We start from the raw sequence: 22,571 nt of genomic DNA, 5'->3' as shown, positions 1-22,571 counted from the left end.
ACATTCTTAACGCACGATTTGACCGAACGGATGCCCCAACAGCGCGCATTCTTGAAGTACGAACCAGTTCCGACCCTCGTCGGCACACTTTGGAAGGGACGAAGATGACCATCTCCGAGTTCTCGATCGGCACAGAGGCATCCGACTCGGCCGGGAGCATCCGTCGCGGCACCACCGACGCAGCATTGCGCACGTGGGTCGACGAGATCGCCGGCCTCACCAAGCCCGATGAGATCGTCTGGTGCGACGGTTCGCAGCACGAGGCGGACCTGCTGACGAAGCAGCTCGTCGCCGAGGGCAAGCTCATCAAGCTGAACCCCGAATGGCGCCCCAACAGCTTCCTCGCGCGCACCGACCCGAAGGACGTCGCCCGCGTCGAGGACCGCACGTTCATCTGCTCGACGTACGAAGAGGACGCCGGTCCCACGAACAACTGGCGCGACCCGCGCGAGATGCGCACCGAACTCACCGACGTCTTCGATGGCTCGATGAAGGGCCGCACGATGTACGTCGTGCCGTTCTCGATGGGCCCGCTCGGCGGCCCCATCTCGCAGCTCGGCGTCGAGATCACCGATTCGCCCTACGTCGTGCTCTCGATGGGCATCATGACCCGCATGGGCGACGCCGTCTACCGCCTCATCGAGGCCGGCGAGCCGTGGGTGCGCACCGTGCACTCGGTCGGCTACCCCCTCATCGACGGCGTCGGCCACCGCCGTGCCGAGGCCGACTGGCCCTGCAACGACACCAAGTACATCGTGCAGTTCCCCGACTCCCGCGAGATCTGGTCGTACGGCTCGGGCTACGGCGGCAACGCCCTGCTCGCGAAGAAGTGCTTCGCGCTGCGCATCGCGAGCGTCATGGCCCGCGACGAGGGATGGCTCGCCGAGCACATGCTGCTCATCAAGATCACTTCGCCCGAGGGCAAGTCGTACCACGTCGCCGCGGCGTTCCCGTCGGCGTGCGGCAAGACCAACCTCGCGATGCTGCGTCCGACGATCCCCGGCTGGAAGGTCGAGACGATCGGCGACGACATCGCCTGGATGCGCCCCGGCGACGACGGCCGCCTCTACGCGATCAACCCCGAGGCCGGCTTCTTCGGCGTCGCGCCGGGCACCGGCGAGACCACGAACCCGACGGCCGTGCAGACGCTCTGGGGCAACACGATCTTCACGAACGTGGCGCTTCGCCCCGATGGCGACATCTGGTGGGAGGGCCTGACCGACGAGGCTCCCGACGAGCTCACCGACTGGCAGGGCAAGCCGTGGACCCCGGATTCGGGTCGCCCCGCAGCGCACCCGAACTCGCGCTTCACGGTGGCTGCGGCCCAGTGCCCGCAGATCGCCGACGACTGGGACGCGCACGACGGCGTGCCGATCGACGCGATCCTCTTCGGCGGACGCCGGGCGACGAACGTGCCGCTCGTGGCCGAGGCCCGCAGCTGGAAGCACGGCGTCTTCATGGGTGCGACGATCTCGTCCGAGAAGACGGCCGCCGCTGAGGGCACGGTCGGCGAGCTCCGACGCGACCCGTTCGCGATGCTCCCGTTCTGCGGCTACAACATGGCAGACTACTGGGGCCACTGGGTCAAGATGGGCCGCGTGCTCGGCGAGAACGCGCCGAAGATCTTCCAGGTCAACTGGTTCCGCAAGGGCGCCGACGGCTCGTTCCTCTGGCCCGGGTTCGGCGAGAACTCGCGCGTGCTCGAGTGGATCGTCGGGCGCATCGACGGCACGAGCGACGTCGTCGAGACGCCGATCGGGCTGATCCCGGCATCCGGCTCGCTCGACCTCGACGGCCTCGAGATCGCGGATGACGCGCTCGAGCAGCTCTTCGACGTCGATCGCGACTCGTGGCTCGCCGAGTGCGACCTGACCGAGGAGTACTTCGAGCAGTTCGGCGACCGCGTTCCGGCGGCGCTGCGCGCCGAGCTCGCGAGCCTGCGCTACCACCTGTCGCACCAGGAGGCGTAGCTCCAACGGAGGCGCGGGCACCCGGGTTTCGGGTGCCCGCGCCTCCGTGCCGCCTGCGGATGCCGCGGACGCACACGCGTTCGGGAAGGCGCGCCGCCCGCGGCATCCGTCGACGGCACCACGGCACGTCGCATGCCGAGTCGCCCGCCGCCGCGCTAGCGTGTGCCGCAAGGAGGCGTCATGGAGTTCGGCACGGTCATCGAGACGGTCGGCGAGGTCATCGACTTCATCGGCGTGCTGGCGATCGTGGTCGGCGTCGTGTACGCGAGCCTCGATGCCGGACTCAGGGGCATCCGTGGGAAGTCGCCGATCTACGATCGGTTCCGCCGTGTGCTCGGACGCGCGATCCTGCTCGGCCTCGAGCTGCTCGTCGCCGCCGACATCATCAAGACGGTGGCCGTGACGCCGACGCTCGACTCGGTGCTCGTGCTCGCGATCATCGTGCTGATCCGAACGTTCCTCAGCTGGTCGCTCGAGCTCGAGGTCTCTGGACGTTGGCCGTGGCAGAAGCGCAGCGCTCCCGAGAGCGAATCGTCGCTTGCGCAGACCGAGGCCGGCTGACGGTTCCAGGCGGGGCCGGCACCCTCACGTCAGTTGGCCGCTGACGGTGGTGCCGGGCCGGTGACGGATGCCTCGCCGAGCGGCCAGACGCCGAGCACGCTGCGATGGTGGGCGCCCGACGACGGTCGCATGTCGACGAGTGCGAGCTGTCGCAGCGTCACCCGGTCGCCGGGCTCGACCCCGCCGCGGCGCTTCACCGTGACGTGCGGGCGGAATTCGGTGCGAAGGCGGCCTGCGGCGACACCGGCGCGGTCCAGGGCGGCGATCGTCGTGGCCCGGAGCGCGGAGAGCTCACCGCCGTCGCGGATGAGCGTGACCGGCACGTCGTGCCGTCGCCCGAACAGGGCGGGCTCGCCGGCGGCGCTGTGGATCGGCCGGGAGCCCCTCGCAACCTTGCGGAGCACAGCCGCCACGACCTCAGGGCGATCGGTGCTGAACGGCTCCAGGAGCGTGACGTGCAGCGGCCATTCGGCGACCGTGAACGAATCGCCGGCGGTGAGCGGCGAGAGCGGCAGCACGACGACGAGGTGCATCATCCGCCGATTCTCGTCCACCACGGGCCAGGCGTACAGCGCGGGCCGCGGGCCGATCGGGTCAGGCGACGTGCGGCTCGTCGAGGCGGCCGAGCAGCCGCAGCATCGCGGCCGGCGCGTAGCGGAACTCGATCGTGCCGCTCGCGCCGGGCTCGGTCGGGCCGATCCAGGTGCTGGATCCCTCGTGCATCCGGACCCATCCGTTCTCGAAGAGCAGGTCGGTGCCGATGACGAACGCCATGGCGGGGGTCTCGCCCTGGCGCACGGCGATCGAACCCTCGAAGACCTGCGACGCAGACGCATCCTGATCGGCGCGGCACTGCACCCCCATGAGCGGGCGCGCGATCGGCGTGGCGAACCCGGTGACGTGGAACGGGCTCGCCTTCGCCGCGTCGGCGACGACGCCGAAGTTCACGCTCGTCGAGACGAGGCTGAGCGCGGCTTGGCCGTCGAGCACGAGCCGGCTCGAGACGCGGAAGCGGTAGTACAGGCGACCGGCCTCACGGGCCGGAGGGAGCACCGCCGTGCTCGCCCAGTTGCGCGACCACGCGAGCGGGTCGCCGTCGCGGCCCGGCGGGTCGTAGAGGCTCGCGGTGAGGCGAACCGCACCGTCGGGCTGCGTCGGTGCGGCCCGCAGCGACGAGCGGCCGCGGTCGCCATCGGGCATGACGTCGCGCACGGCGGTGAAGGCCGGCAGCCGCAACGGCTCCCAGTGCCTGAGCCAGCCCTGGATGCCGGCCTGCACGCGATCGAAGGAGTTGCCGAGTCCGCTGCGGGTCGTGGCCGTGTCGGCGTCGTCGGTTCCGATGGGGAGCTCGTCGATGAGAGCGACGGGGAGTTCGTCGAGGTGTGCGAGATCGCGCTCGTTCGAGACGGTTGCGATGGTCATGGGGGTCCTCCGTGGGGCGTGGGCTCTGGGCATCCGGTCGGGAATGCGGGAGTCACGCTACGAAGGTCGCGCCGGGGCGCCATCCGAGCAAGCACTGAGTTTCGCTCGGGTTCGCACTGAGGTGCGGCCCGCTGGCTGCGGCGCAGTTCACTCGGTGACGCGCGAACGCACCGCCGACGTCACACGAGCAACTGGTGCGCCGCCAGATCGCGGTAGAGCGGCACGGCCGCCACGAGCTCGGCGTGCGTGCCCTCGCCGATCACGCGGCCCTCGTCGAGCACGATGATGCGGTCGGAGTCGATGACCGTCGAGAGCCGGTGCGCGATCACGATGAGCGTGCGCCCCTCGGAGACCGCATCGACCGCGTCGCGCATCATGCGCTCGTTGACGCCGTCGAGCGATGAGGTCGACTCGTCGAGCAGCAGGATCGGGGGAGCCGCGAGCAGCGCGCGGGCGATCGCGAGTCGCTGGCGTTCGCCGCCCGAGAGCATGATGCCGTCGTCGCCCACCGCGGCGTCGAGGCCCGCGGGGTCGCGATCGAGCACGCCGCCGAGGTTCACGGCGCGCAGCACCTGCTCGCACGCCGCATCGCTCGCGTCGGGGCTGCCGAGCTTCAGGTTGTCGCGGAGGCTGCCGGCCAGCACCGGGGCATCCTGTTCGACGTAGCCGATCTGGGCGCGGAGCTCCGCCCGGTCGATCGATCGCAGGTCGAGGCCGCCCATGCGCACCGTGCCGACCGAGGGGTCGTAGAAGCGCTCGACGAGCGCGAGGATCGTCGACTTGCCTGCGCCCGACGGGCCGACGAGCGCGATGCGCTGGCCGCGGGGGACCTGGAAGGAGACGCCGCGCAGCACGGGCTGACGATCCGTGACGTCGGGCTCCGGCAGGTGCTCGTCGGCAGTCTCGTTCGCGGGGTCGGCCGGGTCCTGGCGCGTCACCGCATACGCGAAGGAGACGTCGTCGAAGGCGATCGCCGGTGCGTCGGGCAGGACGCCCGCGTTCGCCTCGCCGACCATGAGCGCGAGCGGTGCGAGTTCGCGGTCGTGCGCGTCTTCGTCGGGCAGGTCGAGGATCTCCTGGATACGGCCGAGGGCGCCGAGTGCCTGGTTCACCGAGGTGATCGCGCCGAAGAACAGGCCGAGCGGCATGATCATCATGAACAGGAAGAGGATGAAGGCGACGAGGTCGGCGACCTCGAGAGCGCCGGATGCCACGCGGAAGCCGCCGACGCCGAGCACCACGAGGAACGACACCTGCATCGCGATGCCCGCGACCGGCACGATGAGGGCGGAGATCTTCGCGACCTTCACGCCCATCTGCCAGGCGCCCTCGGCGTGCGCCTCGACGTCGAGGATCTCGCGCTCGGTCGCGCCGGCCGCGCGGATCGTGCGCACGGCGCCGATGGCGCGTTCGACGGATGCCGCGACGTCGCCGACCTTCGCCTGCGCCTGGTGCGACGCCTCGCGCACATGACGCGACAACAGCGTGACGGTCGTGATGGCGACGGCGATGACGAGCACGGTGAGGCCGAGCAGCACGGGGTCGATGACGAGCATCGCGATGAGGGCGCCGATGAAGGTGACGGTGCCGCCGATCGCCTCGACGAGGCCCTGCGTGAGCACGGCGCGCAGCATCGTCGTGTCGCTGCCGACGCGCGAGACGAGGTCGCCGGTGCGGCGGGTGTCGAACTCGGCGATCGGCAGCCGCAGCAGCTTGCCGATGAGGCGCTTGCGGCTCGAGAGCACGACGCCTTCGCCGGTGCGCTGCAGCAGGTAGTGCTGGTAGCCCGTGATCACGCCGCTGACGATGACGAGGGCGACGAGTGCCCAGACGATGCCGCCGAGCGCCTCGCCGGCCTCGACGACCTGGATCACCTGGGCGACGAGCAACGGCTGGGCGAGGCTCGCGAGCGCGCCGACGACCGAGAGGATCGCGACCCAGATGAGCACGGGACGGTGCTCGAAGATGAAGGGCAGCAACTGTCGGAAGGTGGCACGCGGGCCGGTGGTCTCCGTGCGCCGCGAGAAGGGGGATCGTCTGGTGCGGGTGTCGCTCATTTCCTCTTCCTGACGTACGCGACGAGCGGATGCCGCATCCGCTCGGTGTCGCGAAACGCCGTCTTGAAGCTTACGTGGCCTAACTGCGTCCGTACTTCTTGTGCACCGCCTGCTTGGAGACCTCGAGGGCGAGGGCGATGAGCTGCCAGCTCGATCCGGCGGCACGCGCTCGCCGCACGGCGGTCGCCTCGGCGCGGTCGAGTTCGCGGGTGAGTGCGACCCGAGCATGGTGGAGGTCGCGGAGCGCGCGATACGGGTCGTCGCCGTCGGCGGCGGCGATCGCGGTCCTGAGGGTGTGGTCGTCCATGGCGTCAACCGTAGTTGACTCCGGATGCATCGTCAACGCCGGTTGACCTCGAGGTGGCGAGCCCCGGGGCGACGCGCCGCAGACGCGGACGGCGGGGCGGCTGATCCAGCCGCCCCGCCTCCTCGCCGATTCCCTTGGCGGCTAGCCGAGCTCGTTCCAGAAGCCGCAATTGTGCGCGGCCTCGAAGGAGTCGATCATCTCGAGTCCGCCCGCCTCCTCGGTCTTCAGCTCGAGCACTTCGCGTCCGTCGGCGAACTCGCCCCACTCCGGCCCGCCGTCGAGGCTCGGGACTCCGCTCTCGAAGAACGACGTCCACAGTGCGACCATCTGGTCGGCGAGGGCGTCCTGCTCCTCGTTCAGCGAACGCTGCGCCGCCGCGTAGTTGAACAGGTACTGGAGCTCGGTGGTGTGCGTCGCGCCGAGCTCGAGCGTCGAGGGCGGGAACGGGTCGCCCAGCGAGCGCCATCCGGGCGTCGTCTCGTCGGCGAACTCGTAGAAGTACACCGAGCGTCCGGCATCTGCGAAGGCGTCGGACGCGACGATCGAGGGGCAGGCGAACATCGAGTCGCCGCTGAGCCAGCCCGAGGCGAAGGTCGGGTCCTCGCCGGCATCGGCGGGGTAGAGCTCGAGCACGTCGGGGGCCAGCGCGCCGAACTGCGCGGTGACGCCGGCTTCGTACTCTGCGGGGTCGAGGGGGTACTGCGCCGAGGCGAATCCGAGCCACTCGTCGCGCGTGACGCCCATCAGGATCGGCACGTCGGCGAGGGTTCCATCGGCTGCCGCCTCGAGGGGCCCGACGGGCTGATCCGGTCCGCCGCTCGCCGGTGCCGCGAAGCCGAAGCCGGTCGCCGATCCCACGATCGTCGAGGTCGGCACCGCGCGGAGGCACTCGGCATCGTCGGCCGCGCATCCCCACTGCGTCGTGAACTCGGCCGGGTCGGATGCCGGTGCGCCGGCGCCGCACGCCATGGACTGCACCACGGCCTTGTCGAAGAGCCCCTCGGCGGTCGGCGACGCGAGCTGGAAGCAGACCGAGCCGCCGCCGGCGGACTCGCCGACGATCGTGACGTTGTCGGGGTCGCCGCCGAACGACTCGATGTTCTCCTGCACCCAGCGCAGCGCCTGCTGCTGGTCGAGCATGCCCCAGTTGCCCTGGGCGCCGTACTCGCCCTCCTCGGCCGTCGCCGACGTGGCGAAGAAGCCGAACAGGCCGAGGCGGTAGGCGGGGATCACCGTGACGGCATCGCCGGCTGCGGCGAAGTTGCGACCGTCGTAGATGTTCGGCGTACCGGCGGTGTACCCGCCGCCGTGCAGGAAGACGACGACCGGCAGCTTCTCCGCCCCTGGTTCGCCGGGCGCGTAGACGTTCAGGTAGAGGCAGTTCTCGCTCAGCGAGCCGTCGGAGTCGCCGTTCACCTCTTGCGCGCAGTCGGGTCCGGGCTTCGACGCGTCGAGCACGCCCGCCCAGGGCTCGGGTGCCTCGGGCTCGCGCCAGCGGAGGTCTCCGACCGGGGGCTTGGCGAACGGGATGCCGAGGTATTCGACGCCGTCAGCCGTCGCGACGCCCGTCAGCGCACCCTGTGCGATCTCGAGCTGCGGGGCGGCGGCCGGCGTGGCCCCGTCGGCCGTGACGCCGGCGATGCATCCGCTCAGCAGCAGTGCCGTCGCCGTTGCCGCGACCGCGATCGACGCCGCCTTCGCGGGTCTCCAAGACGTCATGTGTCCTCCTCGTGTCCACCCGGAATCTACGAGGTGTCAACACCGTTGTCAATGTCGTGGATTTCTGTCGTTCGCTCGAAGTCCCGCGAGCAGTGCACGATGGGGGGATGGACCACACGACCGCCGCGCTCGTCGGCATCTCGCACGGCACGGCATCGGCAGACGGGCAGGCCGCGGTGCAGCGACTCATCGACGCCGTCCGCGATGCTGCAGCAGGGCGCTCAGCGTCGGTAGCAGCGGACGTCCCAGTGCCATCGCCGGCGATCGTGCGTCTCGGGCACGTCGACGTGCAACAGCCGGATGTCGCGGCCACTCTCGATGCGCTGCCACGCTCGGCGCCGGCCGTCGTCGTGCCGCTCCTGCTCTCGGCTGGGTATCACGTGCACGTCGACCTCCGGCGCGAGATCGACGGTGTCGTGGATCGACCGGTGCGCCTCGCCGGCGCCCTCGGGCCCGACGACCGGCTCGTCGAGGTGCTGCGGCGTCGTCTCGACGAGGCCGGCGCGACGCACGACGATCTCGTGGTGCTCGCGGTGGCTGGCTCGAGCGACGCGCGAGCGGTGGACGACTGCCGCGACATGGGCGAGCGGCTCGCGGTGGCGCTCGGCGCACCGGTGACCGTCGGATTCCTCTCGGCGGCCGAACCCAGGCTCGCGGACGCGATCGCAGCGGTGCGAGATGGGGGAGGGGATCATCGCGTCGTCGTGGCGAGCTATCTGCTGGCGCCTGGGTACTTCCAGGACCTCGCGGCGGCTGCGGGTGCCGATCTCGTCACCGAGCCGCTGCTGACCCCCGGTGATGCCCCGGTCGAGCTCGTCGACGTCGTGCTCGACCGGTTCGCGGCGTCCGTCTCCGAGGCCGTCGCCGAGGCATCCGATGCCGCGCCGGAAGCATAGCGCTGGGCGCCTCGCCTCACCGATTGTGACGCCGCATTGCCGTGATTGACGCCGTGTTTCCTTCCTTGCCGTGATGTGACGGCTCGCGGCCCGGCTCGCCGCCGATCCGCCTAGCCTCGGTCGAAACCCGCATTCAGCGGTGACCGAGGAGAGACATGACGCAGGAGACGATCGAGGCGCCGAACCGCCCCGCGGCCCGCTCCGGCGAGCGTCCGCCCCGACCGGCGAGTCGCCCGCACGGGCAATGGAAGGTCGACGGCACGGCACCGCTCAACGGCAACGAGGAGTGGAAGCAGGTCGACAACGGCCTGAGCGTGCGCGACCGCATCGAGAAGATCTACTCGAAGGGCGGGTTCGCGTCGATCGACCCGACCGACCTGCACGGCCGCTTCCGGGTCTGGGGGCTGTACACCCAGCGCAAGCCCGGCATCGACGGAGGCCGCACCGCGACCCTCGAGCCGCACGAGCTCGAAGACGAGTTCTTCATGCTGCGCGTGCGCATCGACGGCGGGCAGCTCACGACCGAACAGCTTCGCGTGATCGCCGATATCTCGATCGACTTCGGCCGGGGCACCGCCGACCTCACCGACCGGCAGAACATCCAGCTGCACTGGATCCGCGTCGAGGACGTGCCTGAGATCTGGCGCCGTCTCGAGGCCGTCGGCCTCGGCACGACCGAGGCGTGCGGCGACGTGCCACGCGTCGTGCTCGGCTCTCCCGTCGCCGGCATCGCCGCCGACGAGCTCATCGACCCGACCGCGCAGATCGACGAGATCACGAGCCGCTTCATCGGCGACGAGACGCTCGCGAACCTGCCCCGCAAGTTCAAGACCGCGATCACCGGGCACCCGAGCCAGGACGTCGTGCACGAGATCAACGACGTCGCGTTCGTCGCGGTGGAGCACCCCGAGCTCGGCATCGGATACGACCTCTGGGTCGGCGGCGGGCTCTCGACGTCGCCGCGCCTCGCAGAGCGCCTCGGCGTCTTCGTCGCGCCGGAGCTCGTGGCCGACGCCTGGCACGGCGTCGCCCAGATCTTCCGCGACTACGGCTACCGGCGGCTGCGCAACAAGGCACGCCTCAAGTTCCTGCTCGCCGACTGGGGCACCGAGAAGTTCCGCCAAGTGCTCGAGACCGAGTACCTCGAGGCGCCGCTGCCCGACGGGCCGGCGGCCCCCAAGCCGCTCGCGCACGGCGACCACGTCGGCGTCCACCGTCAGAAGGACGGCCGGTTCTACATCGGCGCGACGCCGATCGTCGGCCGCGTCTCGGGACCGACCCTCGCGAAGCTCGCCGAGCTCATCGAGGCGCACGGCTCCTCGCGCCTGCGCACGACGCCGCACCAGAAGCTCGTGATCCTCGACATCCCGGAGGATCGCGTCGAGTCGCTCATCACGGGCCTCGACGAGCTCGGCCTGTCGGCACGCCCGAGCCTCATCCGCCGCGGCACGATCGCGTGCACCGGCATCGAGTTCTGCAAGCTCGCGATCGTCGAGACGAAGGCGTTCGCCACGGCCGCCGTGCTCGACCTCGAGCGCACGCTCGACGGGTTCGACCTGCCGCACCCCATCAGCCTGCACGTGAACGGCTGCCCGAACTCGTGCGCGCGCATCCAGACGGCCGACATCGGGCTCAAGGGCCAGCTCATCATGAACGACGCCGGCGAGCAGGTGCCCGGCTACCAGGTGCACCTCGGCGGCGGGCTCGCGACGGCCGACCGCGAGGACGCCGGCCTCGGCCGCACCGTCCGCGGCCTCAAGGTCGAAGCCGACGGCATCGCCGTCTACGTCGAGCGGGTCGTGAAGCGTTTCCTCGACGAGCGCGACGCCGCGGCCGACGAGACGTTCGCCGAATGGGCGCACCGCGCCGACGAGGAGGTGCTCCGATGAGCGTCTCCCTCGCTCCCCGCGCCGCCGCGCTGCGCACGCACGACGAATTGCGCGCGCTCGCCGAGGCGGGCAACGCCGAACTCCGCAGCCTCGCGGCCGACGAGGCATCCGCCTACGAGGTCATCGCCTGGGTCGCGCGCAACTTCGACGCGGATGCCGCGGCCGTCGCCTGCTCGATGGCCGACGCCGTGCTCCCGCACGTGGTGGCGCAGTCGCTGCCGGGCGTCGACGTGCTGTTCCTCGACACCGGCTACCACTTCGCGAAGACGTACGAGACGCGCGACCGGGTCGCAGCCGCACTCGACGTGCGCGTGGTCGACGTGCTGCCCGAGCTCACGGTCGCCGAGCAGAACGCGAAGTTCGGGCTCGACCTCTTCGCCCGCGACGCGGCCGAGTGCTGCGCCATGCGCAAGGTCGCACCGTTGCACGACGCGCTCACGGGGTACGAGCTGTGGTTCACGGGCGTGCGCCGCGACGAGGCGCCCACGCGCACGAACACCCCGCTCGTGACGTTCGACGAGCGCAACGGGCTGGTCAAGGTCAACCCGCTCGCGGCGTGGAGCTTCGACGAGCTGATCGACTACTCGAACGCCTTCGGCGTGCCCGTGAACGACCTCCTGACCCAGGGCTACCCGTCGATCGGCTGCGAGCCGTGCACACGCAAGGTCGCCGAGGGCGAAGACCCCAGGGCCGGCCGCTGGGCGGGCCTCGACAAGACGGAATGCGGGTTGCACGTATGAGCGCCATCGACACGATCCCCGTCGAGACCGGCATCGACGCGCTCGACGCCCTCGAGTCCGAGGCGATCCACATCATCCGCGAGGTCGTCGCCGAGTTCGAGCGGCCCGTGCTGCTCTTCTCGGGCGGCAAGGACTCCGTGCTCGTGCTGCACCTCGCGGCCAAGGCCTTCTGGCCCGGCCGAGTGCCGTTCCCGGTGCTGCACGTCGACACCGGCCACAACTTCCCCGAGGTCATCGACTTCCGCGACCGCACGGTCGAGCGGCTCGGCCTCCGGCTCGAGGTGGCGTCCGTGCAGGACTACCTCGACGACGGCCGGTTGCAGGAGCGCGCCGACGGCACGCGCAACCCGCTGCAGACGCAGCCGCTGCTCGACGCGATCGCGGCGGGCAGGCACGATGCCGTCTTCGGCGGCGCCCGCCGCGACGAGGACAAGGCCCGAGCCAAGGAGCGCATCCTCAGTCTTCGCGACGAGTTCGGCCAGTGGGACCCGCGCAACCAGCGCCCCGAGCTCTGGGACCTGTACAACGGCCGCCACACCGTCGGCCAGCACGTGCGGGCGTTCCCGATCTCGAACTGGACCGAACTCGACGTGTGGCGCTACATCGAACGCGAGGGGATCGAGCTGCCGCCGCTGTACTACGCGCACGAACGCGAGGTCTACCGCCGCGACGGCATGTGGCGTGCGATCTCCGACGTCTCGCCCGCGCGCCCCGACGAGGTCGTCGAGCGTCGCACGGTTCGCTACCGCACCGTGGGCGACATGAGCTGCACCGGGGCCGTCGAGTCCCACGCGGCATCCGTCGCCGATGTCGTGGCCGAGGTCGCGACCTCCACGCTCACCGAGCGCGGGGCGACCCGGGCCGACGACCGCATCTCGGAGGCCGCCATGGAGGATCGCAAGAAGGACGGGTACTTCTGATGAGCGACGCACTGTTCCGCTTCGCAACGGCCGGCTCCGTCGACGACGGCAAGTCGACCCTGGTCGGCCGCCTGCTGCACGACTCGAAGGCGATCCTCGCCGACCAGCTCGAGTCGGTCGCCCGCACGTCCGCCGAGCGCGGCTTCGGCGGCGAGCCCGGCGCGATCGACTTCGCGCTGCTCACCGACGGACTCCGCGCCGAGCGCGAGCAGGGCATCACGATCGACGTGGCCTACCGCTACTTCTCGACCGGCCGCCGATCGTTCATCCTCGCCGACTGCCCCGGACACGTGCAGTACACGCGCAACATGGTGACCGGCGCCACGACCGCCGATGCCGTCGTCGTGCTCGTCGACGCCCGCAACGGCGTGCTCGAGCAGACGCGGCGACACCTCGCCGTCGTCGCGCTGCTCCGCGTGCCGCACGTGATCATCGCGGTCAACAAGATCGACCTGCTCGGCTATTCGCAGCATGCCTACGACACGGTCGCATCGGATGTCGCCGCGCTCGCGCGCGAACTCGGCCTCGCCGACACGCATGTGATCCCGGTGTCGGCGCTCGAGGGCGACAACATCGTCGACCGATCGGCGAACACCCCGTGGTACGAGGGCCCGAGCCTGCTCGAACTGCTCGAGACGCTGCCGTCGCTCGACGAGCTCGAAACCGAGTTCGAGGCGCTTCGCTTCCCCGTGCAGCTCGTGATCCGCCCGCAGGGCGCGCTCGCGCACGACGTCGACGACACCGAGTCCTTCCGCGACTACCGTGCCTTCGCGGGTCGCATCTCCTCCGGCACGGTACGCGTCGGCGACCGGGTGCAGGTGTTCCCGGGCGGCGCGACGACGACCGTGACGGGCATCGACGCCGGCTCGGCCTCGGTCGACGAGGCGTCAGCGCCGCGCTCGGTCTCACTGCGCCTGGCCGACCAGCTCGATGCCGCACGCGGTGCGGTCATCGTGGCCGAGGGCGCGCTGCCCGAGCCGCGACGCGAGCTCGACGCATCCGTGTTCTGGCTCGGCGCGGCAGCGCTCCGCCCCGGCGCGCGCGTGCTCGTGAAGTCGGGCACGACGACCGTGCAGGCGCTCGTGCCCGAGATCGTCGGACGTCGCGACCTCGATTCGCTCGAACTCGAGCCGGCCGACCTGCTCGAGATCAATGACATCGGCCAGGTGCGCGTGCGCCTCTCGGCCGACCTGCCCGTCGAGGAGTACGCCGCGCACCGCCGCGCCGGCGCGTTCCTCGTCATCGACCCGCAGTCGGGCGCCACGCTCGCCGCCGGGATCGTCACCGCACCGGTGACCCCAGACACCGGCGAAGCCGGGAGCACCACCCGCACGACCACCGACACCGAAGGAGTAGCAGCATGACCGCAACATCACGCGCCCGTTCCCGCCTCGGCCTGGTCGCGGGCATGATGCTCGCGGCGGCGATCGTCACGGCAGCGGTGCTCTCCCTCAGCGGTTGCGCTCCGCAGTCGGCAGCGGGGGAGGCGACGGATGCCTCGGCGACGACCACGCCCGCCGCCGAGCTGCGCCTCGGCTATTTCGCGAACGTCACCCACGCGCCCGCGCTCGTGGGGCTCGAGGAGGGCCTCTTCGCCGACGCCCTCGGCGACACGAAGCTCACGACGCAGGTCTTCAACGCCGGCCCCGCCGCGATCGAGGCACTCTCGGCCGGCGCGATCGACGCGACCTACATCGGGCCGAACCCGTCGATCAACACGTTCATCCAGTCGGGCGGGCAGTCGGCGCACATCGTCGCCGGCGCCGCCACCGGTGGTGCTGCGCTCGTCGTCCGCGACGGCATCGACTCGCCGGCCGACCTCGAGGGCACGACCCTCGCAACGCCGCAGCTCGGCAACACGCAGGACGTGGCGCTGCGCTCATGGCTCGCGAGCGAGGGATACGAGACCGACACCACGGGCGGCGGCGACGTGCACATCACGCCGACCGAGAACGCGCAGACCCTCACGCTCTTCCAGCAGGGCGCGATCGACGGCGCCTGGCTGCCCGAGCCGTGGGTCTCGCGGCTGATCGTCGACGCCGGTGCGCACGTGCTCGTCGACGAGGCCGACCTCTGGGAGGACGGCGCGTTCCCGACGACCGTGCTGCTCGTCCGCGCCGACTTCCTCGAGGAGCACCCCGAGACGGTGGAGGCGCTGCTCGAGGGCCACGTGGCCTCCGTCGCGTGGCTCGAGGACCATGCCGACGAGGCGCCGACCGTCATCAACGCCGCCCTCGAGGCCGAGACAGGCAAGCCGCTGGCCGACGAGGTGCTCACCCGGGCGCTCGAGTACGTCACCTTCTCGGTCGATCCGCACGCAGAGACCTTCGAGACGCTGGTCGCGAACGGCCTCGAAGCCGGCACGCAGAAGGACGGCTCGATCGACGGGCTGTTCGACCTGCGTCTCCTGAACGGGCTCCTCGAGTCCGACGGCGGCGAGCCGGTCTCGGCCGGCGGCCTCGGCGAGGAGTAGGAGCGACCATGAGCGGGCAGACGGCCATCCGCATCGAGCAGCTCGGCAAGCGCTTCGGCGCGGGCCCGCTCGTGCTCGACGACGTGAACCTGTCGGTCGGGGCCGGAGAGTTCGTCTGCCTGCTCGGCGCCTCCGGATGCGGCAAATCGACGCTGCTGAACCTCATCGCCGGCCTCGACCGCCCGACGACGGGCACCATCGACGTGCCCGCCGAGGGCGCCGCCGTGATGTTCCAGGAGTCGGCGCTCATGCCGTGGCTCACCGCCCGCCAGAACGTCGAGCTCGCGCTGCGCCTGCGCGGCGTCGCGCGGTCGGCCCGGCGAGGCGAGGCGCTGGAGCTCCTCGACACGGTCAACCTCGCGGATGCCGCGGAGAAGCGCCCCCATGAACTCTCGGGCGGCATGCGGCAGCGCGTCGCGCTCGCCCGTGCCCTCGCGCAGGACCGGCCGGTGCTCCTCATGGACGAGCCGTTCGCCGCCCTCGACGCGATCACCCGCGACCTCCTGCACGAGGAGCTCGAACGGGTCTGGCGCCGCACCGGTCGCACCATCGTCTTCGTCACACACAATGTCCGCGAAGCTGCTCGGCTCGGGCAACGGGTCGTCCTCCTGTCGTCCCGGCCCGGCCGAGTCGCGGGCGAGTGGCGCATCGCCGAGACATCCGGCCGCCGCATCGAGTCGCCGGAGGTCGCGGCGCTCTCGATCGAGATCACGGAACAGCTCCGGAAGGAGATCCGCCGAAATGCCGCATGACGAGAATTCCACCGCCGGTCGAGTAGCGACGCAGGAGCGTATCGAGACCTTGGAAGCCGACACCGAGATCCCCGCACCGGATCTCGATACGCGTCCTCCTTCGTCGGGCGCTACTCGACAAGCCAATGACGACCTCAGGAGCCTCGAGGCGGGCCTCGACCGGCTGCAGACCGATCCCGAGCACGCACCGCGAGCCTGGCAGCGCTTCACCACGAGCGTCCTGCCGCCCATCCTCTTCGTCCTGGCGCTCATCGCCGCTTGGCAGCTCTACGTCGTGATCGCGCAGCCGCGCCCCGACATCGTTCCCGGCCCGCTCGACGTCCTCGCCGCGATGTCGCAGGCATGGGAGTCGGGACGACTGCAGACCGCCGTGCTCACGAGCCTCGAGCGCGGCGTCGTCGGATTCCTCATCGCGGTCGTCGTCGGAACGCCCCTCGGCCTCCTGCTCGCCGAGGTGAAGCCGCTGCGCCGGGCGGTCGGCCCCATCATCTCGGGCCTGCAGGTGCTGCCGTCGGTGGCGTGGGTGCCCGCCGCGATCCTCTGGTTCGGGCTGACGGACGCCACGGTCTACTTCGTCGTGCTCATGGGCGCCACGCCGTCGATCGTGAACGGCCTCATCGCGGGCGTCGAGCAGGTGCCGCCGCAGTTGCGCCGCGTGGGAACCGTGCTCGGTGCCGGGCGCACCCGGCTCGCCACCCTCGTCGTGCTTCCCGCGGCGCTCCCGGGCTACGTCGCCGGCCTCAAGCAGGGCTGGGCGTTCTCATGGCGCTCGCTCATGGCGGCCGAGATCATCGCCGTCGGCGGAACGATCGGCTTCGGCCTCGGCTCGATGCTGCAGCAGAGCCGAGAACTCGCCGACATCGGCGGCGTGCTCGCGGCCGTGCTCGTGATCCTCTTCATCGGCATCCTCATCGAGCTCGTCTTCTTCGCCCCGCTCGAACGGCGGATGCTGCGTCGCCGCGGACTCCTGGGAGGCACCCGATGACCGCCGCCGGATCTGTCGTGCTCGTCGGCGCCGGACCGGGCGACGCGGGCCTCCTCACGATCCGCGGCCTCCGTGCCCTCGAGGCCGCCGACGTGATCGTCGCCGATCGCCTCGGTGCCCGCGGAGTGCTCGACGGGCTCGCCGCCGAGGGCATCGCGCTCAGCGCCGAGGTCGTCGACGTCGGCAAGCTGCCCGGTCACCACGCGGTGCCGCAGGACGCCATCAATGCGCTGCTCGTGAGCATCGCCCGCGACGGCAAGCGCGTCGTGCGGCTGAAGGGCGGCGACCCCTTCATCTTCGGCCGCGGCGGCGAGGAACTCGCGTTCTGCCGAGACCACGGCATCGACGTCGAGGTCGTGCCCGGCATCACGAGCGCCATCTCGGTGCCCGCGATCGCCGGCATCCCGCTCACGCACCGCGGGCTCGCGACGACCTTCACCGTCGTCACGGGGCACGAGCAGATCCAGTCGCTCGGCGGCGGCCGCGACCACACGGTCGTGCTGCTCATGGGCATCGGGACCCTCGCGAACTCCGCCATCACCCTCGCCCGCGGCGAACGCGGCGTCGACTGCCCCGTCGCGATCATCGAAGACGGCTACGGCCCCGCCCAGCGCGTGACCGTCGGCACGCTCGACACGATCGCGCTGCAGGCGGCGCGCCGCGGCGTCCGCTCGCCCGCGGTCGTCGTCGTCGGCGACGTCGTGGCCTTGAGCCCGTACGCCCCCGAAGCCATCACCACCTCGGCGGTCGCACCCGCCGTGACCCCCGCCACCGAGGCGCCGCCCGCCTCAGCAGACCGAAAGACCACGCAGCCATGACCCTCTCCCTCCGCGTCGCGATCATCGGCGCCGGCCCGGCCGGCATCTACGCCGGCAACATCCTGAACCGCCAGGTCGGCGAGGCCGGCGGCGAGGTCGCGATCGACCTGTACGAGTCGCTTCCGGCGCCCTACGGCCTGATCCGCTACGGCGTGGCGCCCGACCACCCGCGCATCAAGGGCATCGTGAATTCGCTGCACGAGATGCTCGACGCCGGCACGATCCGCCTCATCGGCAACGTCGAGGTGGGCCGCGACATCACGGTCGCCGAGCTGCAGGAGCGCTACGACGCGGTCATCTTCGCCACCGGCGCCCTGAAGGACGCCCCACTCGACATCCCCGGCATCGACCTGCCCGGCTCGTACGGTGCGGCCGACTTCGTCGCCTGGTACGACGGCCACCCCGACGTACCCCGCACCTGGCCGCTCGAGGCGCAGTCGATCGCCGTCATCGGCAACGGCAACGTCGCGCTCGACGTCGCCCGCGTGCTCGCGAAGCACCCGAAGGACCTGCTGTCGACGGATGTCCCGGCCAACGTCGTCGAGGGGCTCGAGGCCTCGCCCGTCACCGACGTGCACGTCTTCGGCCGCCGCGGTCCCGGTCACGTGAAGTTCACCCCGATCGAGCTCCGCGAGCTCGGCGAGGTGCCCGACGTCGACGTCATCGTCTACGACGACGACTTCGAGCGCGCGGCGAACGACCCGCACGCCGAGGCGCTGTTCGCCTCGAACAACCAGGTCAAGGTCATGACCCGCACGCTCAACGGATGGCGGAAGCCCTCCGAGCACGAGTACACGGCGTCCCGTCGTCTGCACCTGCACTTCCTGCACGCCCCGGTCGAGGTGCTCGGCGCTGACGCCGTCGAGGCCGTGCGCTTCGAACTGACCCGCCCCGTCGGCGACGGCTCGGTCGAGGGCACCGGCGAGTTCGTCGACGTGCCCGTCCAGGCCGTGTACCGCGCCGTCGGCTACGCCAGCTCGCCGGTCGCCGGCGTGCCGTTCGACGAGCGGCGCGCGGTCATCCCGAACGCCGGCGGACGCGTGACGGATGCCTCAGGCGAGCACCTGCCCGGCGTCTACGCGACCGGCTGGATCAAGCGCGGCCCGGTCGGCCTCATCGGCCACACGAAGGGCGACGCGCTCGAGACCATCACGAACCTCGTCGAGGATGCCGCGTCGGGCTCGCTGCCCGCCCTGCTCGTCGACCCCGCCGACGGCGAAGAGGTCTTCGAGCTGCTCGAGGCCCGTGGCGTGCACTACACGACGTGGAGCGGATGGCTCGCGCTCGACGCGCACGAGCGCTCGCTCGGCGAGGCGTTCGAGCCGCACGAGGTGTACGGCGAGATCGTGCGCGAGCGCGTCAAGGTCGTGCCCCGCGACGAGCAGGTCGGCATCTCGCGCGACGGGGCACTGGTCGTCTCGTGACGTACGTCATCGCGCTGCCCTGCGTCGACGTCAAGGACCGGGCCTGCATCGACGAGTGCCCGGTCGACTGCATCTACGAGGGTGAGCGCTCGCTCTACATCCACCCCGACGAGTGCGTCGACTGCGGTGCCTGCGAACCGGTGTGCCCGGTCGAGGCGATCTACTACGAGGACGACCTGCCCGACGTCTGGGCCGACTACTACAAGGCCAACGTCGAGTTCTTCGACGAGATCGGCTCGCCCGGCGGTGCCGCGAAGACGGGCGTGCTCGACTTCGACCACCCGGTCATCGCCGCGCTGCCGCCGCAGGCGGCGCACGCCTGACGCACGCGCCTGATGCGCGCCCGACGCAGGGCGGTGTTGGGAGAGTCGGGCTCAGCCGAGCCCGGGCCGGGCGAGCGCCGCGAGCGCCCGGGCGAGGAAGTACCGGGTGCGGCCCGTCGGCGTTCGCGGGTCGTACCCGAGCTGCACGGTGATCGCGTCGGCCCGTGCCTGCACGCTCGAGTGGTGCATGCCGAGCACGGATGCCGCGGCCCGCATGCTGCCCGCATCGGCGACGGCGTCGAGTACCTCGCGAGTGCGCGGGTCGAGCGCGGCGAGCGCCGTGGCGTCGGGATGCGGCTCGCCCCGCCGGTCGGCAGCCTCCGCGACGAGGAGCACGGCGCCGAGTTCGGCGGCATCGACGACGGGTTGGTGCACGGTGCTCAGCCGGAGCGCCACGAGCGCCGACGCCCACGACTCGGGGAGCCGATCGGCCGGGCCGTCGATGCCGATGCCGGCGAGGATGCCGCTCGGCACGTCGACCGTACGGCCGACGAGCACGACCCTCGCGAGGCCTCGCGATGTCGCGACGACGGCGTTCGGGCCGGGCACGAGCGCCGCGGCATCCGGATGGAAGGCGACCGCGCGCACGTGATCGCGCGTGTCGAGGCGCAGCCTCGCGGCCGCCACCGCGCGTTCCGCGGGCGCGGCACTCGAGGAGACCACCACCTCGACGGCGGCATCCGCCGTGTTCGCGCGCCGGGCCGAGGTGATCGCGACCGCGAGGGCGAGACGTTCGAGCACCATCGCGTCGTTCGCGTGCGCCTGGCCCTCGCGCTCGATCCAGACGCGCGAGCCGTCGCTCGTCCGACGCGACGGCCAGACGGATGCCTCGGCGTCGGTGCCTGACTCCGCCCGCTCGCCGTCGGGGGCGATGCGAGTCGGGGCCCGCCCCTCGATCGCGCGGCCGGCGGTCGTGCCGGTGAGCACGGCGGCACCGCGGAGCAGGGTCTCGACGCCGACGCCGCCGGCGACGAGCGTGTCGAAGTACGAGACGACCTTCAGGGTGTCGCTCGCCTCGGGGTCCAATGCGGTCAGTCGACCGACGAGTTCCTGCATATGCCTGGCTCCATCGCGGGGTTCTGCCAACCCTAGGTCACGCCGGTGGTTCCCGCGGCCGCGGGCGGGGGCAGGCACGCTCGCCGCCCGCGACCGCGGAAGATCAGGCCCCGAGGACGCGGCCGACCCAGTTGGTGCGGGTCTCCGTCATCGAACGGGAGAGTGCCGCGTGCGGGGCCATCATGTCGAATCCGTGGAAGCCGCCGGGCCAGACGTGCAGCTCGGCCTGGCCGCCGTCGGCCCAGATCTGCGAGGCGTAGGCCACGTCCTCGTCGCGGAACACCTCGGCGCTGCCGCAGTCGATGAACGCGGGCGGCAGGCCGGAGAGATCGGTCGCGCGCGCCGGGGCGGCGTAGATCGAGACGTCGCCCGTTGCGCGCCGGTCGCCGAGCAGCGCACCCCAGCCGGTGACGTTGCTCGTGCGGTCCCACACGCCGACGCCGTCGATCTGTCGCGTCGACACGGAGGCATCGCGGTCGTCGAGCATCGGGTAGATCAGCACCTGGCCGGCCAGTGCGGGGCCGCCGCGGTCGCGCGCGAGCAGTGAGACACCGGCTGCCAGCCCGCCGCCGGCACTCGCGCCGGCGATGATGAGCCGGGTCGGATCGATCCCGAGCTCGTCGGCGTGCTCGGCGGTCCAGAGGAGTCCCGCGTAGCAGTCCTCGACCGGGTACGGGTCGGGGAACTCGGGCGCGAGGCGGTACTCGACCGTGACGCACACGGCGTCGAAGCGTTCGATCCAGTCGACGATCGCGGCGATGCCCACGAAGCGATCGCCGATGATCATGCCGCCGCCGTGGGTGTGGAAGATCCCGGGACCGGTGCCGGTACGGCCCTCGCGAGCCAGGACCGTGACGATGATGTCGGCACCCTCGTGCCCCGGGATCGTCACGTCGCGCCGCGTGATGCCCCGTGCGACGAGCAGGTCGTCGACCGAAGCGACGATCGGGGCCTGGCGCATGAGCGTGATCATCTCGGGCGTGATCGATGGCGGCAGCGATTCGGCGAGCAGGCCGAGGACGGCCTCCAGCTCGGGATCGAAGGGGGGACGGGCCAGGGTGTCGGTCATGTGGAGCTCCTCCGTCGTGCGCCACCTCGTCGTGACGACTCCTTCGATCCTCCGGCGCATCCCGGTGCCACGAAACCGCCGTCCGCGGCGGGATGCGAGCCATTCTCCCGCCGTTCGGCGGATCATTTCCGCGTATGACGGGCGGCCGGGACATCCGCTCGCCCCCGGCGTATCGTGGCCGCAACGAATCCCGAGGAGCCATCATGTCGCACCGCGAACCGCAGACCAGCACCGAGCCGCACGCCGGCACGGTCATGGGCATGCGCGGTTGCGAGGCGGCTGCGACGTGCGGCAGCGACCGGCCGGGTCACCGGCTGCACGCGATGCAGGAGCGGCTCGCCGGAGCGACGGCGAGCAAATGGGTCGACGCGATCGTCGTCGAGATCGACGGCGACGGATTCGCCACCGTCGCCGAGTTCGCGGGGGAGCGACTGCGCCGCGTGTGGCATCACGACGCCTTCGGCGGCGTGCTGGTCGTGGGTGCACCCGTCGCGGTGCACGACGTGTACGGAGTGCTCGCGCACGGCGGTCGCCGCTTCAGCGTCGCGGCGGCCTGATCGGGCGGAGCTGAGCGGGCCGGGCTGGCCCGGGCCTCACGCCATCGGCATCGCCTCGCTCATCGAGCCCATCATCTTCTCCATCGCCATGACGGCCTGATCGCACGCCATCGCGCACATGCGGCAGTGCTCGCTCATCTCGGCGTGCTTCATGCACTCGGCGGAGCAGGCGCGCGCCATCGTGACCGTCGACTGCATCATCGACATCATCACTTGCGTGTCCCAGCCGTGCATGCGCAGCATCATGCGCATCATCGTGTCGCACATGTCGGCGCAGTTCGCGCAGAGGCTGGCGCAGCGACCCATGCCCTCGCCCGCATCGGCGTCGGCGCACATCACGCACGCCTGCATGCAGGCGGACAGGGCCTCCATACACTCCTGCAGCATCGCCGGATCCATGCCCTGCATGGGCATCTCCGACGACGACATGGCCCCCTTCATCATGTCCATCGTCATGTTCATCGGCTCGACCCGCCATCCTGGGCGGCCGAGCGTCGACGATGCCGGCGGATGACTCGGCTGCCCTGTTCGCAGCCATGCTACGCCGGCCCATCATGCGCGAGAAGGGGTGCATGTGACGATCGCGTGAATGATCGACGGGGACGACGAAGGGCGGATGCCACGCGGCATCCG

Annotated in this window: 22 protein-coding genes; 14 read left to right on the top strand and 8 right to left on the bottom strand. The window is 71.1% G+C overall.

The window, feature by feature from the left end:
- Positions 1-104: 104 nt before the first annotated feature.
- Positions 105-1,970 carry a phosphoenolpyruvate carboxykinase (GTP) gene (locus ESP57_RS04785; protein WP_129230708.1) on the top strand — a complete coding sequence of 622 codons (1,866 nt, stop codon included), beginning with the start codon at positions 105-107 and terminating at the stop codon, positions 1,968-1,970.
- Positions 1,971-2,150: 180 nt separating this feature from the next.
- Positions 2,151-2,531, top strand: a complete 381-nt coding sequence (locus ESP57_RS04780; RefSeq protein WP_129230707.1) for a DUF1622 domain-containing protein — start codon at positions 2,151-2,153, stop codon at positions 2,529-2,531.
- 29 nt (positions 2,532-2,560) lie between these two features.
- Here ESP57_RS04780 and ESP57_RS18385 read toward each other — a convergent pair whose 3' ends face one another.
- The 5 genes from ESP57_RS18385 to ESP57_RS04760 form a co-directional block, all read right to left on the bottom strand.
- A complete protein-coding gene (locus tag ESP57_RS18385; RefSeq protein WP_165877372.1) occupies positions 2,561-3,067 on the bottom strand; it encodes a 2'-5' RNA ligase family protein in 507 nt (168 codons plus the stop codon).
- Positions 3,068-3,125: 58 nt separating this feature from the next.
- Positions 3,126-3,953: a hypothetical protein gene (locus ESP57_RS18380; protein ID WP_165877371.1), complete on the bottom strand. Its 828-nt coding sequence runs from the start codon at positions 3,951-3,953 to the stop codon at positions 3,126-3,128.
- A 179-nt stretch (positions 3,954-4,132) separates the two neighbouring features.
- A complete protein-coding gene (locus ESP57_RS04770) occupies positions 4,133-6,010 on the bottom strand; it encodes an ABC transporter ATP-binding protein (RefSeq protein WP_129230705.1) in 1,878 nt (625 codons plus the stop codon).
- A 79-nt stretch (positions 6,011-6,089) separates the two neighbouring features.
- The gene (locus ESP57_RS04765) at positions 6,090-6,317 is read right to left on the bottom strand and encodes a hypothetical protein (protein ID WP_056010100.1); all 228 of its coding nucleotides are present in this window, start codon (positions 6,315-6,317) and stop codon (positions 6,090-6,092) included.
- A 141-nt stretch (positions 6,318-6,458) separates the two neighbouring features.
- Entirely contained in the window at positions 6,459-8,036 is a 1,578-nt protein-coding gene (locus tag ESP57_RS04760; RefSeq protein ID WP_129230704.1) for a carboxylesterase/lipase family protein, read from the bottom strand.
- A 107-nt stretch (positions 8,037-8,143) separates the two neighbouring features.
- Between ESP57_RS04760 and ESP57_RS04755 the strand changes: the two genes are divergently transcribed.
- The 11 genes from ESP57_RS04755 to fdxA all read left to right on the top strand — a co-directional run bounded on the left by ESP57_RS04755 (position 8,144) and on the right by fdxA (position 19,256).
- On the top strand, positions 8,144-8,932 hold the full coding sequence (locus ESP57_RS04755) for a sirohydrochlorin chelatase (protein ID WP_129230703.1): 789 nt from the start codon (positions 8,144-8,146) through the stop codon (positions 8,930-8,932).
- 155 nt (positions 8,933-9,087) lie between these two features.
- A complete protein-coding gene (locus ESP57_RS04750; protein WP_129230702.1) occupies positions 9,088-10,821 on the top strand; it encodes a nitrite/sulfite reductase in 1,734 nt (577 codons plus the stop codon).
- Positions 10,818-11,561, top strand: coding sequence for a phosphoadenylyl-sulfate reductase (locus ESP57_RS04745; protein WP_129230701.1), 744 nt, complete (start codon positions 10,818-10,820; stop codon positions 11,559-11,561). Before ESP57_RS04750 ends, ESP57_RS04745 begins: the two co-directional genes overlap by 4 nt.
- Complete coding sequence (cysD, locus tag ESP57_RS04740; RefSeq protein ID WP_235507709.1) at positions 11,558-12,481, top strand: sulfate adenylyltransferase subunit CysD; 924 nt, start codon at positions 11,558-11,560, stop codon at positions 12,479-12,481. Before ESP57_RS04745 ends, cysD begins: the two co-directional genes overlap by 4 nt.
- Positions 12,481-13,845 (top strand): sulfate adenylyltransferase subunit 1, encoded by a 1,365-nt coding sequence (locus ESP57_RS04735; protein ID WP_129230699.1) that lies wholly within the window; start codon positions 12,481-12,483, stop codon positions 13,843-13,845. The genes cysD and ESP57_RS04735 overlap by 1 nt, the downstream gene beginning before the upstream one ends.
- Positions 13,842-14,954, top strand: coding sequence for an ABC transporter substrate-binding protein (locus tag ESP57_RS04730; protein WP_115957251.1), 1,113 nt, complete (start codon positions 13,842-13,844; stop codon positions 14,952-14,954). The genes ESP57_RS04735 and ESP57_RS04730 overlap by 4 nt, the downstream gene beginning before the upstream one ends.
- Before the next feature lie 8 nt (positions 14,955-14,962).
- Complete coding sequence (locus ESP57_RS04725) at positions 14,963-15,706, top strand: ABC transporter ATP-binding protein (protein ID WP_056010089.1); 744 nt, start codon at positions 14,963-14,965, stop codon at positions 15,704-15,706.
- Between the two features lie 49 nt (positions 15,707-15,755).
- Complete coding sequence (locus ESP57_RS04720) at positions 15,756-16,691, top strand: ABC transporter permease (protein ID WP_424219257.1); 936 nt, start codon at positions 15,756-15,758, stop codon at positions 16,689-16,691.
- Positions 16,688-17,509, top strand: a complete 822-nt coding sequence (cobA, locus tag ESP57_RS04715; RefSeq protein WP_129230697.1) for a uroporphyrinogen-III C-methyltransferase — start codon at positions 16,688-16,690, stop codon at positions 17,507-17,509. Before ESP57_RS04720 ends, cobA begins: the two co-directional genes overlap by 4 nt.
- The gene (locus ESP57_RS04710) at positions 17,506-18,933 is read left to right on the top strand and encodes an FAD-dependent oxidoreductase (RefSeq protein WP_129230696.1); all 1,428 of its coding nucleotides are present in this window, start codon (positions 17,506-17,508) and stop codon (positions 18,931-18,933) included. The genes cobA and ESP57_RS04710 overlap by 4 nt, the downstream gene beginning before the upstream one ends.
- A complete protein-coding gene (gene fdxA, locus ESP57_RS04705) occupies positions 18,930-19,256 on the top strand; it encodes a ferredoxin (RefSeq protein ID WP_056010084.1) in 327 nt (108 codons plus the stop codon). The genes ESP57_RS04710 and fdxA overlap by 4 nt, the downstream gene beginning before the upstream one ends.
- Before the next feature lie 51 nt (positions 19,257-19,307).
- Here the strand turns inward: fdxA and ESP57_RS04700 are convergent, their stop codons facing one another.
- Together ESP57_RS04700 and ESP57_RS04695 are read right to left on the bottom strand one after the other, a co-directional pair.
- Positions 19,308-20,312 (bottom strand): helix-turn-helix domain-containing protein, encoded by a 1,005-nt coding sequence (locus tag ESP57_RS04700; protein ID WP_129230695.1) that lies wholly within the window; start codon positions 20,310-20,312, stop codon positions 19,308-19,310.
- A gap of 103 nt (positions 20,313-20,415) precedes the next feature.
- Complete coding sequence (locus ESP57_RS04695) at positions 20,416-21,381, bottom strand: alpha/beta hydrolase (RefSeq protein ID WP_129230694.1); 966 nt, start codon at positions 21,379-21,381, stop codon at positions 20,416-20,418.
- Positions 21,382-21,584: 203 nt separating this feature from the next.
- Here ESP57_RS04695 and ESP57_RS04690 point away from each other — a divergent pair, with 203 nt between their 5' ends.
- Positions 21,585-21,938 carry a hypothetical protein gene (locus tag ESP57_RS04690; RefSeq protein WP_115957261.1) on the top strand — a complete coding sequence of 118 codons (354 nt, stop codon included), beginning with the start codon at positions 21,585-21,587 and terminating at the stop codon, positions 21,936-21,938.
- A 36-nt stretch (positions 21,939-21,974) separates the two neighbouring features.
- On the opposite strand, the gene ESP57_RS04685 is transcribed toward ESP57_RS04690, so the two are convergent.
- Positions 21,975-22,400 (bottom strand): four-helix bundle copper-binding protein, encoded by a 426-nt coding sequence (locus tag ESP57_RS04685; protein ID WP_207904475.1) that lies wholly within the window; start codon positions 22,398-22,400, stop codon positions 21,975-21,977.
- Positions 22,401-22,571: the final 171 nt, after the last annotated feature.

This window comes from Agromyces fucosus (assembly GCF_004134865.1).
GTDB lineage: Bacteria > Actinomycetota > Actinomycetes > Actinomycetales > Microbacteriaceae > Agromyces > Agromyces fucosus.
Note: the sequence above shows the minus strand (reverse complement) of the source record. Positions and strands in the feature narration are given on the sequence as shown.

Bases quoted from the DNA above. Each gene is read 5' to 3' on its own strand.
- ESP57_RS04785 (WP_129230708.1), top strand. From the start codon at position 105: ATGACCATCTCCGAGTTCTCGATCGGCACAGAGGCATCCGACTCGGCC.
- ESP57_RS04780 (WP_129230707.1), top strand. From the start codon at position 2,151: ATGGAGTTCGGCACGGTCATCGAGACGGTCGGCGAGGTCATCGACTTC.
- ESP57_RS18385 (WP_165877372.1), bottom strand. From the start codon at position 3,067: ATGATGCACCTCGTCGTCGTGCTGCCGCTCTCGCCGCTCACCGCCGGC.
- ESP57_RS18380 (WP_165877371.1), bottom strand. From the start codon at position 3,953: ATGACCATCGCAACCGTCTCGAACGAGCGCGATCTCGCACACCTCGAC.
- ESP57_RS04770 (WP_129230705.1), bottom strand. From the start codon at position 6,010: ATGAGCGACACCCGCACCAGACGATCCCCCTTCTCGCGGCGCACGGAG.
- ESP57_RS04765 (WP_056010100.1), bottom strand. From the start codon at position 6,317: ATGGACGACCACACCCTCAGGACCGCGATCGCCGCCGCCGACGGCGAC.
- ESP57_RS04760 (WP_129230704.1), bottom strand. From the start codon at position 8,036: ATGACGTCTTGGAGACCCGCGAAGGCGGCGTCGATCGCGGTCGCGGCA.
- ESP57_RS04755 (WP_129230703.1), top strand. From the start codon at position 8,144: ATGGACCACACGACCGCCGCGCTCGTCGGCATCTCGCACGGCACGGCA.
- ESP57_RS04750 (WP_129230702.1), top strand. From the start codon at position 9,088: ATGACGCAGGAGACGATCGAGGCGCCGAACCGCCCCGCGGCCCGCTCC.
- ESP57_RS04745 (WP_129230701.1), top strand. From the start codon at position 10,818: ATGAGCGTCTCCCTCGCTCCCCGCGCCGCCGCGCTGCGCACGCACGAC.
- cysD (WP_235507709.1), top strand. From the start codon at position 11,558: ATGAGCGCCATCGACACGATCCCCGTCGAGACCGGCATCGACGCGCTC.
- ESP57_RS04735 (WP_129230699.1), top strand. From the start codon at position 12,481: ATGAGCGACGCACTGTTCCGCTTCGCAACGGCCGGCTCCGTCGACGAC.
- ESP57_RS04730 (WP_115957251.1), top strand. From the start codon at position 13,842: ATGACCGCAACATCACGCGCCCGTTCCCGCCTCGGCCTGGTCGCGGGC.
- ESP57_RS04725 (WP_056010089.1), top strand. From the start codon at position 14,963: ATGAGCGGGCAGACGGCCATCCGCATCGAGCAGCTCGGCAAGCGCTTC.
- cobA (WP_129230697.1), top strand. From the start codon at position 16,688: ATGACCGCCGCCGGATCTGTCGTGCTCGTCGGCGCCGGACCGGGCGAC.
- ESP57_RS04710 (WP_129230696.1), top strand. From the start codon at position 17,506: ATGACCCTCTCCCTCCGCGTCGCGATCATCGGCGCCGGCCCGGCCGGC.
- ESP57_RS04700 (WP_129230695.1), bottom strand. From the start codon at position 20,312: ATGCAGGAACTCGTCGGTCGACTGACCGCATTGGACCCCGAGGCGAGC.
- ESP57_RS04695 (WP_129230694.1), bottom strand. From the start codon at position 21,381: ATGACCGACACCCTGGCCCGTCCCCCCTTCGATCCCGAGCTGGAGGCC.
- ESP57_RS04690 (WP_115957261.1), top strand. From the start codon at position 21,585: ATGTCGCACCGCGAACCGCAGACCAGCACCGAGCCGCACGCCGGCACG.
- ESP57_RS04685 (WP_207904475.1), bottom strand. From the start codon at position 22,400: ATGAACATGACGATGGACATGATGAAGGGGGCCATGTCGTCGTCGGAG.